The organism is Microbacterium aurum (assembly GCF_016907815.1).
In the GTDB taxonomy this organism is placed as follows: domain Bacteria; phylum Actinomycetota; class Actinomycetes; order Actinomycetales; family Microbacteriaceae; genus Microbacterium; species Microbacterium aurum.
Window position 1 is genome coordinate 1,231,784 of record NZ_JAFBCQ010000001.1, and the last position, 11,851, is coordinate 1,243,634.

At 69.8% G+C, this 11,851-nt stretch carries 13 protein-coding genes; 8 read left to right on the forward strand and 5 right to left on the reverse strand.

Translation table 11 applies throughout. The features are described 5' to 3' along the window. Positions 1-18: 18 nt before the first annotated feature. Positions 19-312 (forward strand): glutaredoxin family protein, encoded by a 294-nt coding sequence (locus JOD60_RS06170; RefSeq protein ID WP_076689511.1) that lies wholly within the window; start codon positions 19-21, stop codon positions 310-312. Next, positions 309-605, forward strand: coding sequence for a Dabb family protein (locus JOD60_RS06175; protein ID WP_076689513.1), 297 nt, complete (start codon positions 309-311; stop codon positions 603-605). The genes JOD60_RS06170 and JOD60_RS06175 overlap by 4 nt, the downstream gene beginning before the upstream one ends. 31 nt (positions 606-636) lie before the next feature. Here JOD60_RS06175 and JOD60_RS06180 read toward each other — a convergent pair whose 3' ends face one another. The 5 genes from JOD60_RS06180 to aspS form a co-directional block, all read right to left on the reverse strand. Next, entirely contained in the window at positions 637-1,743 is a 1,107-nt protein-coding gene (locus JOD60_RS06180; RefSeq protein ID WP_076689515.1) for an ABC transporter ATP-binding protein, read from the reverse strand. Then, positions 1,740-2,564 carry an ABC transporter permease gene (locus JOD60_RS06185; protein ID WP_076692082.1) on the reverse strand — a complete coding sequence of 275 codons (825 nt, stop codon included), beginning with the start codon at positions 2,562-2,564 and terminating at the stop codon, positions 1,740-1,742. The genes JOD60_RS06180 and JOD60_RS06185 overlap by 4 nt, the downstream gene beginning before the upstream one ends. Then, positions 2,561-3,493 carry an ABC transporter permease gene (locus JOD60_RS06190; protein ID WP_372430792.1) on the reverse strand — a complete coding sequence of 311 codons (933 nt, stop codon included), beginning with the start codon at positions 3,491-3,493 and terminating at the stop codon, positions 2,561-2,563. Before JOD60_RS06190 ends, JOD60_RS06185 begins: the two co-directional genes overlap by 4 nt. Further along, a complete protein-coding gene (locus tag JOD60_RS06195) occupies positions 3,490-4,629 on the reverse strand; it encodes an ABC transporter substrate-binding protein (protein WP_076689519.1) in 1,140 nt (379 codons plus the stop codon). Before JOD60_RS06195 ends, JOD60_RS06190 begins: the two co-directional genes overlap by 4 nt. 160 nt (positions 4,630-4,789) lie before the next feature. Continuing rightward, on the reverse strand, positions 4,790-6,130 hold the full coding sequence (aspS, locus tag JOD60_RS06200; protein ID WP_076689521.1) for an aspartate--tRNA(Asn) ligase: 1,341 nt from the start codon (positions 6,128-6,130) through the stop codon (positions 4,790-4,792). An 87-nt stretch (positions 6,131-6,217) separates the two neighbouring features. On the opposite strand from aspS, the gene JOD60_RS06205 reads away from it, so the two are divergent. Genes JOD60_RS06205 through ccsB form a run of 6 tightly spaced genes read left to right on the forward strand, consistent with a single transcriptional unit; the run spans position 6,218 to position 11,841 of the window. Then, on the forward strand, positions 6,218-6,934 hold the full coding sequence (locus JOD60_RS06205) for a DedA family protein (RefSeq protein WP_076689523.1): 717 nt from the start codon (positions 6,218-6,220) through the stop codon (positions 6,932-6,934). Positions 6,935-6,987: 53 nt separating this feature from the next. Then, on the forward strand, positions 6,988-7,617 hold the full coding sequence (locus JOD60_RS06210) for a histidine phosphatase family protein (protein ID WP_076689525.1): 630 nt from the start codon (positions 6,988-6,990) through the stop codon (positions 7,615-7,617). Further along, complete coding sequence (locus tag JOD60_RS06215; RefSeq protein WP_076689527.1) at positions 7,614-8,213, forward strand: TlpA family protein disulfide reductase; 600 nt, start codon at positions 7,614-7,616, stop codon at positions 8,211-8,213. The genes JOD60_RS06210 and JOD60_RS06215 overlap by 4 nt, the downstream gene beginning before the upstream one ends. 16 nt (positions 8,214-8,229) lie before the next feature. After that, the gene (locus JOD60_RS06220) at positions 8,230-8,979 is read left to right on the forward strand and encodes a cytochrome c biogenesis CcdA family protein (RefSeq protein ID WP_076689529.1); all 750 of its coding nucleotides are present in this window, start codon (positions 8,230-8,232) and stop codon (positions 8,977-8,979) included. Continuing rightward, positions 8,960-10,732 (forward strand): cytochrome c biogenesis protein ResB, encoded by a 1,773-nt coding sequence (gene resB / locus JOD60_RS06225; RefSeq protein ID WP_076689531.1) that lies wholly within the window; start codon positions 8,960-8,962, stop codon positions 10,730-10,732. The genes JOD60_RS06220 and resB overlap by 20 nt, the downstream gene beginning before the upstream one ends. 5 nt (positions 10,733-10,737) lie before the next feature. Further along, positions 10,738-11,841 (forward strand): c-type cytochrome biogenesis protein CcsB, encoded by a 1,104-nt coding sequence (gene ccsB, locus JOD60_RS06230; protein WP_076689533.1) that lies wholly within the window; start codon positions 10,738-10,740, stop codon positions 11,839-11,841. The last annotated feature ends 10 nt before the right edge of the window (positions 11,842-11,851 follow it).

An 11,851-nucleotide genomic window follows, 5' to 3' on the forward strand; every position in this document is an offset into this window, starting at 1 on the left:
TGGGGGAGGATAGATGCCGTGACCACCCTCACGATCATCTCCAAACCCGACTGCCACCTGTGCGACGTCGCCCGTGAGATCGTCGACGTCGTCGTCGCCGACTACGATGAGGACGCCGTCTCGGTCGAGGAGGTCTCGATCCTCGACGACCCGTCACTGTACGACACGTGGTGGGAGAAGATCCCGGTCGTGCTCATCGACGACCGGCTGCACGCGCACTGGCGCCTCGACGCGGCGCGGCTGCGCACAGCACTGGATGCCGCGACGCAGGATGCCGCGACGCGCACCCCCTCCGGAAAGGACACCGCATGATCCGCCACGTCGTCGCTTGGAAGCTGCGCACCGAAGACCCCGCCGAGCGCGCCGCGCAGGCCGCGAAGGTCTCGGCCGATCTCGGGGCGCTGCGGGAGGTCGTGCCGTCTATCGTCGACCTGTCGATCGGGCCCGACGTCGTCGGGGGCGGCAACTGGGACGTCGCCCTCGTCGCGGACTTCGCCGATCGTGCCGGCCTGGACGCCTATCAGACGCACCCCGACCACCAGGCCGTGGCAGGCTACATCCGTTCGGTCGTCTCCGACCGCGTCGCCGTCGACTTCGAGGTCTGAGCGGGTCGCACCCAGACCTCGAAGGATGTCGTCAGGACGCGACGCGGGCGAGCACCGGAACGGGGTCGATCGACACGCGCACGACATCGTCGTAGGTGATCGCTTCGCCGACGGGGTGCTGCAGCGTGATCATCTCACCGTCCGAGGTGCGCACGAGCGTGCGGCGGAAGCTGCCGAGGAAGGTCGACTCCTGCACGGTGGCGTCGATGCCGGGCACGGCGGTCGTGACGAGCCGCACGTTCTCGGGGCGGACGAAGATCTCCACCGCACCGGCATCCACAGGGCGCAGCAGCGGCAGCTCGAGGCCCCACACGCGGGCGACGGCGCCGTCGGAGACCGCAGGCACGACGCTTGAGAGCCCGACGAACGCCGCGACCTCGGGAGAGGAGGGGCGCTCGTACAGCTCGCCCGGCGTGCCGATCTGCTCGATGCGGCCCGCGCTCATGACGGCGATGCGGTCGGAGACGGCGAGCGCCTCCTCCTGGTCGTGCGTGACGAAGACGGTCGTGATGCCCAGGCGCAACTGGATGCGGCGGATCTCGTCGCGCAGCTGCACGCGCACCTTAGCATCCAGCGCCGACAGCGGCTCGTCGAGGAGCAGCACGCGGGGCTCCGTGACGAGGGCGCGGGCGAGGGCGACGCGCTGCTGCTGACCGCCGGAGAGCTGATGCGGGAACCGGTCGGCGAGATGTCCGAGCCCGACCAGCTCGAGCGCATCCTGCGCGCGCTTCGCCGCTTCGCGGGCGCCGATACCGCGCCGGCGGAGCCCGAATGCGGTGTTGTCGAGTACCCGGAGATGCGGGAACAGCGAGTACGACTGGAACACCATGCCGATGTCGCGCTTGTTGGTCGGCACCCGCGAGACATCCTTCCCGTCGAAGGAGACGGTGCCGTCGGTGGAGTCCTCGAGCCCCGCGAGGATCCGCAGGAGCGTCGTCTTGCCGCAGCCGGACGGTCCGAGCAGCGACACGAACTCGCCGGGGGCGATGTCGAGGTCGACGCCGTGCAGGACGCGCGTCGCGCCGAACTCCTTCACGATGCCGGCCAGCTGCACCGTCGTGCCTTCGCCGGTCTCGTGCAGAAGCAGGTTCTCGGAGGTGCGCGGCAGCGCGCGCGCGGGGGAGTCGGCGGTGGTCATGACGAGGCCTTTCCGGCGCGGCGGCGTCCCCGTGAAGACGAGGAGGCCGCGCGACCGACGAGGAGGAGTAGGAGGAAGACGAACAGGAGCGAGAGCAGCGTGAAGATCGCCGACGCGTACGGGTCGATCTTCTGCGCCACCACGAGCGCGGTCTGGAACACCTGACGGTTCAGCAGCGACGCGATCGTGAACTCGCCGAGGACGACGGCGACGGAGATGAGGGATGCCGCGAGGAGCCCCTGTCGGAGGTTCGGCACGAGCGCCCGGATGACGACGGCGAGCCAGCCCGCGCCGAGCGAGCGGGCCGCCTCGGCGAGCGTGCGGAGGTCCACGGCATCCATCGCCGCCTTGATCGACCGGTAGGCGAACGGCAGCACGGTGATGCCGTACGCGAAGGCGAGGGTCCACGTTCCCGTGCCGAACATGCGCCCGATCTGCAGGTAGATCGGCGCGAGACCGACGACGAGCACGATCGCGGGGATCGAGATCGGCAGCAGCACCGCGAACTCGAAAACGCGTGCGAGGTTCGGGAAGCGCAGCTCGATGAGGATCATCGTCGGAAGCAGGACCACGAGCACGATCACGACCGTGACGACGGCAAGGACGACCGAGTTGCCGAGTCCTGTCCAGATGGGCGTGAGCACCTGGGTGTTGGAGGGGTCGAACACGCGCACCCAGTTGGCGAACGACAGCCCGCCGCTCTCGCGGTCGCGCAGGGTGAACAGGAACGTCGACAGCAGCGGGATCGCGAACAGGATGCCGATCACGATGCCGATCACGGTGCGTGTCACCCGCGAGGGCGCGATACCGGGCCCACTCACGACTGCCACCGCGCGGCGCGCCGCTGGACGAGAGCGTAGATGGCCATGACGACGCCGACGACGACGATCATGCCGAGCGCGAGGGCGCCCGCGAGGTTCTCCCGCCCGAGCACGGTCTCGCTCGTGAGCGCCGCGCGGATCTGCAGCGGCACGATCTGAGAGCCCTGGCTCGCCAGGGCGGCGGCCGTCGCGTACGACGAGAACGCGTTCGCGAACAGCAGCAGGAAGCTCGCGAGGAACGACGGCGCGAGCACCGGCAGGCCGATGCGCAGCCAGAAGCTCGCCCGCGTGCCGCCGAGCGTGAGGTTCGCCTCCGACCACTGCGACTTCAACGCCGACAGGGCGGGGAGGAACGTGATGACCATGAGCGGCACCTGGAAGTATATGTAGGGGAGGATGAGGCCCGGCACCGAGTAGAGCCAGGTCCCCGGCTGCAGGTCGACGCCGAAAGAATCCTTGAGAAGCAGGGTCACGACACCCTGCACGCCGATCGTGGCGATGAAGACGAATGCGAGCATGACGCCGCCGAACTGGGCGAGGACGCCTGTCGCGGCATCCAGTGCGCTGCGTAGGGCGCCCTGCGGGGGAAGGCCCATCGCGGCGTAGCAGACGAGCGCACCGAGGATCGCGCCGATGGCAGCGGTGAGCAGCGACAGCCACGTGCTGTTCCAGAACGCGGTGAGGACGACGGGGTCGACGAGGGCGGAGATGTTCGCCCAGGTGAACGTGCCGTTCTTCTCGAAGAAGCCGGTGCCGATCGCGAGGACGGTCGGCAGGGCCAGGAAGAGGAGGAGGTACGCGGCGAAGGGGACAAGCCCCAGCCACGTGAGGGACGGTGCGCTGCGACGGGACCGGCCCCGGGCCGGAGCGTGGTGCTCCGACCCGGGGCCTGTGCTCGTCGCAGCGGGTGCGACGGTCGCGGATGTCACTGGACGGCCGAGGCCCACTTCTCGCCGAGGAGCGCGCCGGCGGCCTTGCTCTGAGCCTCGGTCGGAACGACCGTGTCGGAGGGAGCTGCGGGGAGCTTCGCCGCGGCGGTCTCGTCGATCGTGCCGGCCTTCGTCATGGCCTCCATGCGCACGGGGCGGGCGCCGCCGGCGAGCCAGAGGTTCTGCACGTCGTCGCTGTAGAGGAACTCCTGCCACAGGCGGGCGGCGGCCGGGTTCGGCGCGTCCTTGTTGATCGCCTGGTTGTAGTAGCCCGCGTAGCCGGTGCCCGAGAAGACCTTGACCTTCCAGTTGGCGTTGTCGGCGGAGTGCGTCGCGTTCAGGTAGTCCCAGTCGAAGACGACGGGGGTCTCGCCCGATGCGATCGTGCCGGTGGTCACGTCGACCTTCAGCAGGTTGCCCGCCTTCTGCAGCTCGCTGAAGAAGTCGATGCCGGGCTGGAAGTCGTCGAGCGTGCCGCCGTTCTGGACGGTGGCCAGACCCACGGCCGCGAAGGCGGCGCCGGCCTGCGTCGGGTCGCCGTTGATCGCGACCGAGCCCTTGTAGTCCTCACCCAGCAGGTCGGTGATCTGGGCGGGCTCGGGGAAGCGGCTCGAGTCGTAGCCGACCGACATGTACCCGCTGTAGTCGCCGACGAACAGGCCCGTGGGCTCCTTGAGTGCGTCGGGGATCTCGTCGAACGTCTGCACCTTGTAGGCGGCGAACTTGTCGGTGTTCTGCAGGGCCACGGTGAGGCCGAGGTCGAACACGTCGGGGGCGGTGTCGAGACCTGCGTTCGTCGTGGCTGCCTGGATCTCCTCGGCGCTCGAGACGTCGGGGGACTGCTCGGTGACCTCGATCTCGGGGTACTTCTTCTTGAAGGCGTCGATGATCTCGCCGTAGTTCGCCCAGTCGCGCGGCAGCGCGATGACGTTGAGCTTGCCTTCGGCCTTGGCGGCGGCCTCGAGGTCGGCGAACGTGCCGAAGTCGGCGACGCTCGTCGCGGCGGCGGCGTCCGACGCAGAGTCGGAGGCGCCGTCGGTGGCATCCGAGGACGACGAGCAGGCGGCCAGGGCGATGGCCGAGGCGGTGAGCAGAGCGACGGCCGGAGCGATCCGGCGCAGCGCATGACGGGACATACGGGTATTCCTCTCGGGTGGTGCACGCGCGCGGGAGCGTTCGTGCAACGGGGACGAGAGGACGTTAGGGGCGGAGGATGGACCGTTCGTGCGTCGCAGATGAACGATCGGCAAAGGAGAGGGAAAGACGACGAAGGGCCCGCCGGAGCGGACCCTTCGCTTACGGGGCGAGGCGCGTCGGCCCGCGGAACAGGAAGGTGACCTCGCGGATGGAGTCTTGCCCGAGCATCAGCATCAGCACGCGCGCGAGGCCCATGCCGAAGCCGCCATGCGGCGGCACACCGTAGCGGAAGAAGTCGAGGTAGTGCGCGAGGCCTTCCAGCGACAGACCCTTCTCCAGGGCCTGCGCCTCGAGCACGTCGATGCGGTGCTCGCGCTGCGCACCGGTCGTGATCTCGGTGCCGCGGTACAGCAGGTCGTAGCTGTTCGTGAGCCCGGTCTCGGCGTTGCGCATGTGGTAGAACGGCCGGATCTCGGGGTGGTAGTCGGTCACGAAGACGAAGTCGCTGCCGTACGTCTCCTTCACGTGCGCGGAGACCTGCCGCTCGCCCTCGGGGTCGAGGTCGCCGTCGGTGCGGGGGATCTCGTAGCCGCGCGCCTTCACGATCTCGCGGGCTTCGGCGAGCGGGATGCGCGGGAACGGGAGGGTCGGGACCTCGACGGTCTGCCCGAACAGCTCCTCGATCTCGGCGCCGTGCTTCTCCTTGACCGCGGCGAACGCGGTCGCGATGAGCTCCTCCTGCATCGCCGCGACGTCCTCGTACGAGTCGATCCAGCTGATCTCGGCATCCACCGAGGTGAACTCCGTCGCGTGGCGGCTGGTGAAGCTCGGGTCGGCGCGGAACACGTCGCCGATCTCGAAGATCTTGCCGAACCCGGCCGCCTGCGCCATCTGCTTGTAGTGCTGCGGGCTCTGCGCGAGGTAGGCGGTCTGGTCGCCGAAGTACTCCAAGGCGAACAGCTCGGCGTTGCCCTCGGCGGGGCTGTCCATGAGCTTGGGCGTGTGCAGCTCGACGTAGTCGCGCTCGATCCAGTAGCTGCGCATCGCGTGCTCGAGGGTCGTCGAGATGCGGAAGATGAGGGCGTTGCGGCGCTGGCGCAGGTCGATGAAACGCCAATCCATGCGCTTGTCGAGGCCGCTGTCGGCGGCGATGGGCGTCTCGGGCAGGGCGGATGCCGCGATGTCGAGCGAGGCGATCTTGATCTCGACGCCGCCCAGCTTGACGCGCTCGTCGTGCTTGAGGTCGCCCGTCACGGTCAGGAACGTGCCGGTCGACAGCTCCGAGATGAGCGCGGTCAGCGCGAGCGCGTCGGCATCCTGGCCGCTGGCCTCGGGGTCAGGGCGGGTGGCGGGGTTCACGAGCTGTACCGCGCCGGTCTCATCGCGCAGGATGACGAACTGCACCTTCTTCTGATCGCGGACGGTCTCGACCCATCCGGAGACCGAGACGGGACCGTCTTCGCGGGACTGCAGCTGGCTGACGAGGGTGCGTTCACTCACGAGGGATCAGTCTACGTGGGGGCGAGAGCGCGACCACCCGGGCGGATCCACAGGAACCGGCAACCTCGGCGGCCTACCGTCGATGACATGACGATCGCGTTCGCCCTCGCCGCTCCCACCCGCAGCCCCCTCGCTCCGGCCGCCGACGCCTCTCACGACGGGTCGTGGCTGAGCGCCCTCGCCGACTGGACGGTGGGCCTCATGGAGATCATCGGCCCGGCGGGGGCGGGCATCGCGATCGCTCTCGAGAACCTCTTCCCGCCGCTGCCGAGCGAGGTCATCCTGCCGATGGCGGGCCTCGCCGCTTCGCGCGGCGCCTTCACGATCGTCGAGGCGATCGCCTGGACGACCGCCGGTGCCGTCGTGGGCGCCTTCCTGCTGTACGGGCTCGGCGCGTGGCTGGGCCTTGACCGGCTGCGGTCGATCGCGGCGCGCGTGCCGCTGCTGCATCCCGAAGACATCGACAAGACGGTCGCCTGGTTCTCGCGTCACGGGGGCAAGGCCGTGTTCTTCGGCCGGATGATCCCCATCTTCCGCTCGCTCATCTCCATCCCCGCCGGCGTCACCCGGATGCCGCTCTGGCGATTCGGGCTGCTCTCCGCGGCGGGCTCGCTCGCGTGGAACACCGTGTTCGTGCTCTGCGGGTTTTTCCTCGGCGAGGCGTGGCCGGTCATCGAGCAGTACACCGACATCCTGCAGTACGTCGTCATCGCCGCGGCGATCGCTGCCGTCGCGTGGTTCGTCCTCGCCCGCGTGCGGGGGCTCTGGGCGCAACGCCGAGCCGCGAAGGTACCGGGGGAGTAGGCCTCCGCCCGCTCCCAGCCCAGCCACAGACGCGGCCCCCGTAGACTTGGCGCATGCCCGCAGATCGCCTCCACCTCGTGCGCCACGGGGAGGTCCACAACCCCCAGCGCGTGCTCTACGGGCGGCTGCCGAACTTTCGGCTCAGCGACGACGGCCGCGCGATGGCGCAGCAGGCGGCCGATCACGTGAAGCGCCTCGGTCGCCCTGTGACGGCGCTGTACGCCTCGCCGCTGCAGCGAACGCGCGAGTCGGCGGAACCGTTCACGGCCGCCTTCGGCCTCGAGCCGACGCTCGACGAGCGCGTCATCGAGCCGACGAACGTGTTCGAGGGCAAGCGCATGCGCCGCGCCCTGATGAACCCGGGCAACTGGCACTATCTGCGCACGCCCGCCCTGCCGAGCTGGGGCGAGCCGTACACGCAGATCGTCGACCGCATGGACGCCGCGATGCGCGAGGCATGGGATGCCGCGGCATCCGGCGACGTCGTCATCGTCTCGCACCAGCTGCCCATCTGGATCACCCACCTCGCCGTCCAGGGCGAGCCGCTGCGGCACGACCCGCGCCGCCGGCGCTGCGCGCTGTCGAGCGTGACGAGCTTCGAGCGCGACGGCGACCGCTGGCGCGAGGTGTCGTACGCCGAGCCGGCATCCCTCGCCGGCGCCGTGGATGTGGGGGCGGTATGACCGGGCGCAGAACCGCGGCCTCCGCCGTCGCGCTCGCCGCACTGCTTCTGACGGCGTGCACCGGCGGCAACGACGGACTGGTCGAGCAGTACCAGCAGGGCGGCGACAAGGGCTACATCTCCGGTGACGGCACCGTGCAGGAGATCGCCCCCGCCGACCGCGGCGACGCCGTCGCGTTCACCGGGACGGCCGTCGACGGGTCGACCGTGACGAGCACCGACTACGCCGGCGACGTGCTCGTGCTGAACTTCTGGTACGCCGGGTGCGGTCCCTGCCGTGCCGAGGCGCCGACGCTGGAGTCGACGTTCCAGGAGGTCGAGCCCGCGGGGGCGCAGTTCCTCGGCGTCAACATCTATGACGGCCCCGAGACGGCGACCGCGTTCGAGGAGAAGTACGGCATCAGCTATCCCTCGCTGCTCGCGAAGGAGGATGCCGACCTCAAGCTCGCCTTCGCGTCGTGGACGCCGCTGCAGTCGGTGCCGATCACTCTCGTGCTCGACGCGCAGGGCCGGGTCGCCGCGCGCTTCATCGGCCAGGTGGAGAGCGGCTCGATCCTCAAGACGATCGTGAACGACGTGCTGGCGGAGACGACGTGACCGCGGCGGTGCCCGCGTGAACCCCGGATCCGTCGTCTTCGACGGCGCGCTGTGGCTCGCGATCCCCATCGCGATGCTCGCCGGGCTCGTCTCCTTCCTGTCGCCGTGCGTGCTGCCGCTCGTCCCGGGCTATCTCGGCTTCCTCGGCGGCGCGGTCCCGACGGGGTCGCGTTCGCGCGCCACGGGTGCCCGCGGCCGGCTGCTCGCGGGCGTGCTGCTGTTCATCGCCGGGTTCACCGTCGTGTTCGTGGCGATGGGGGTGCTGGCGGGCACCCTCGGTCGCTTCTTCATCCAGTACGGCGACCTGCTCACCCGAGTGCTGGGTGTCGTCGTCATCGTCATGGGCCTCGTCTTCCTCGGGATGTTCGGGTTCGCTCAGCGCACGATGAAGCCGCAGGTGCGCACCGGGCTGGGACTCGTGGGGGCGCCGCTCCTCGGCATCGCGATGGGCATCGGATGGGCACCGTGCATCGGCCCGACGTACGCCGCGATCCTCTCCATCTCGGCGACGCAGGCCGATCCGGTGCGGGCCGTGCTGCTCGCCGTCGCCTACTCGCTGGGCCTCGGCTTCCCCTTCGTGCTGCTCGCCGTCGGATTCGGCTGGGCGACGCGCTCGGTCGCATTCCTGCGACGGCATATCCGCGTCGTGAACATCATCGGCGGCGTGCTGCTCGTCGCGCTCGGCGTCCTGATGGTCACCGGGGTATGGAGCACGCTCATGTCGCAGCTGACGGGGGTGATCGGCAGTGTCCAACTCCCGCTCTGACCTGACGGAGCCGCTCCGGCCCGCTGATCACGCCGACGCGCCGGAGCGCGCCGACGACATCGCCCAGCCGAAGCTCGGCGTCGTCGGCTGGCTGCGGTGGGGCTGGCGACAGCTGACCAGCATGCGCACGGCGCTCGTGCTGCTGCTGCTGCTCGCGATCGCCGCGATCCCCGGCTCGATCGTGCCGCAGCGCACCGCCGACCCCAACGGCGTCATCGAGTTCCAGTCGAAGAACCCCGACCTGTACGAGATCTACGACAAGCTGCAGCTGTTCGACGTGTACTCGTCGGTGTGGTTCTCCGCGATCTACATCCTGCTGTTCATCTCGCTCATCGGCTGCGTCATCCCGCGGACGAAGCACCATTACAAGGCGCTGCGCGCGCGGCCGCCGCGCACCCCGGTGCGGCTGTCGCGCCTGGACGACCACGCCGAGACGGTCCGGTCGCTCCCGGAGGGGACGGATGCCGACGCTGCCGCCGTCCGCGCCGTCGAGCTCGCCCAGGCGCAGCTGCGCAAGGCGGGCTACCGCGTCGAGCGCTACGACACCCCGGCATCCGGCCGCCGTGGCGCGGTGACGTCGGTGTCGGCCGAGCGCGGCTACGCGCGCGAGACGGGGAACCTCGTGTTCCACGCGGCGCTCGTGGGCGTGCTTCTGTCGGTCGGCGTCGGCGGAGGTCTCACCTACACGGGGCAGACCGTCCTCGTGCAGGGCGACAGCTTCGTCAACTCGCTCGGCCTCGGCTACACCTCCTTCAATCCGGGCCGGTTCGTCGACACCGACGCGCTGCCGCCGTACTCGCTGACCCTCGACAGCTTCGACGTCTCGTACGTGCCGGTCGGCGAGGCGGGACAGGGGCAGGCGGGTGACTTCGCGGCGAACCTCACGACCCGCGAGCCCGGGCAGGATCCGAAGCAGCAGACCGTCCGCGTCAACCACCCGATCGACATGGCCGGTGACCGCGTCTACCTCATGGGCAACGGCTACGCGCCGACGATCACGGTGCGTAACCCCGACGGCGACATCGCCTTCCGCGACACGGTCGAGTTCCTGCCGCAGGACGCCAACATGACCTCGCAGGGCGTCATCAAGGTGCCCGACGGACTCAGCGACCAGGTCGGGATGGTCGGCTACTTCTACCCGACCGCGATCGACGCGCACTCCGGCATCCTGACGTCGGCCTATCCGTCCCTCGCGAACCCGGTGCTCACGCTGTGGGTGTACGCCGGCGATCTCGGCATCGACGACGGCACGCCGCGCTCGGTGTTCACGCTCGACCCCACCGACATGACCCAGCTCGCCGGCGCCGACAGCGGCACCCCCGCCCTCGAGCTCGAGCCCGGCGAGACGGTCGATCTGCCGGGCGGCCTCGGCACGATCACGTTCGAGGACGAGCGCACCACGGGCGCGTCGGAGCCGGTGAAGCGCTACGTATCGCTGTCGATCCACCGCGACGTCGGCGCCCCGTGGGTGCTCGCGTTCGCGATCATCGCCCTGGCGGGTCTGCTCGCTGCCCTGTTCGTGCCGCGCCGCCGCATGTGGGTCAAGGCGACGTCCGCCGACGGCACCCTCCGGCTGGAGTACGCCGGCCTCGCCCGCGGTGAGGATCCCGCGATCGCCGTCGCCGTCGCCGACCTCGTGCGTGGGCACACGGCGGCGCTGGATGCCGAGGGTATCGGGGCGGCGCGTGGCGCCGAGAGCGGCGACGGCCCCGCATCCGCCCCCGACCGCGCCGAAGGCGCCCGCGTAGACTGAGGACCATGCCCGACGGACTCTCGCTCGACGAACTCTCCCGGCTGCTGGTCTGGACGGCGGTCGCCATCTACGCGCTCGCATTCGTCGCGTACGCGATCGACCTCGGGCGCCGGTCCGACCTCGCGATCAAGCAGAAGGATGCCCGGAGTGCGGTCGGGCAGCGTGTCCTCGTCGGAGCGACGGCCGCCGCCGGCGCCTCATCCGGCGCGGCAGCGGCGGAGCCCGGGTCGATCGATGAGCTGCGCGCGCAGGAAGCCGCCGCCAAGGCCGAGCTCGAGGCGCCGCTGAGCGCGCGACCGCGCTACCTGTGGGCGCGGATCGGGACGTCGCTGACCGTGCTCGGATTCCTCTTCCACGTCGGCGGCGACGTCCTGCGCGGCGTCGCCGCCGAGCGGGTGCCGTGGTCGAACATGTACGAGTTCGCCCTCACCGGCACGATGCTCATCGTCGCGGTCTACCTCGGCGTGCTGTTCAAGTACGACCTGCGCTTCCTCGGCACGTTCATCACGGGTCTCGTGGTCGTGCTGCTCGGCGGGACGGTCATCTGGTTCTACACCGCAGTGGTGCCGCTGTCCGACCCGCTGAAGAGCGTGTGGCTCGTCATCCACGTGTTCGTCGCGTCGCTGTCGACGGCGCTGTTCGCGCTCGCGTTCGCCCTCTCGGTGCTGCAGCTCATGCAGGCGCGCCGCGAACGACTCGCGATCGCGGCGATCGACGCGAAGGCGGCCGCCGAGGCGTCAGGGTCGGCATCCGCTCCGTCGCGTCGCGGCCTGCGCTTCCTGCGGACGCTGCCGTCGGCGGACGTGCTGGAGTCGCTGGCCTACCGGTTCACCATCATCGGGTTCATCTTCTGGACCTTCACCCTCATCGCCGGCTCGATCTGGGCCAACGACGCGTGGGGTCGCTACTGGGGCTTCGACACCAAGGAAGTGTGGACCTTCGTCATCTGGGTGCTCTACGCCGGATACATCCACGCGCGCGCGACGCGCGGCTGGCGCGGCACCCGTTCGGCGTGGCTTTCGATCGTCGGCTTCGCCGCGGTCATGTTCAACTTCACGATCGTCAACATGTTCTTCAAGGGTCTGCACGTCTACAGCGGCCTGAACTGATCCCGGCGCT

Bases quoted from the DNA above. Each gene is read 5' to 3' on its own strand.
- JOD60_RS06215 (WP_076689527.1), top strand. From the start codon at position 7,614: ATGACCGGGCGCAGAACCGCGGCCTCCGCCGTCGCGCTCGCCGCACTG.
- JOD60_RS06205 (WP_076689523.1), top strand. From the start codon at position 6,218: ATGACGATCGCGTTCGCCCTCGCCGCTCCCACCCGCAGCCCCCTCGCT.
- ccsB (WP_076689533.1), top strand. From the start codon at position 10,738: ATGCCCGACGGACTCTCGCTCGACGAACTCTCCCGGCTGCTGGTCTGG.
- JOD60_RS06210 (WP_076689525.1), top strand. From the start codon at position 6,988: ATGCCCGCAGATCGCCTCCACCTCGTGCGCCACGGGGAGGTCCACAAC.
- JOD60_RS06180 (WP_076689515.1), bottom strand. From the start codon at position 1,743: ATGACCACCGCCGACTCCCCCGCGCGCGCGCTGCCGCGCACCTCCGAG.
- JOD60_RS06175 (WP_076689513.1), top strand. From the start codon at position 309: ATGATCCGCCACGTCGTCGCTTGGAAGCTGCGCACCGAAGACCCCGCC.
- JOD60_RS06195 (WP_076689519.1), bottom strand. From the start codon at position 4,629: ATGTCCCGTCATGCGCTGCGCCGGATCGCTCCGGCCGTCGCTCTGCTC.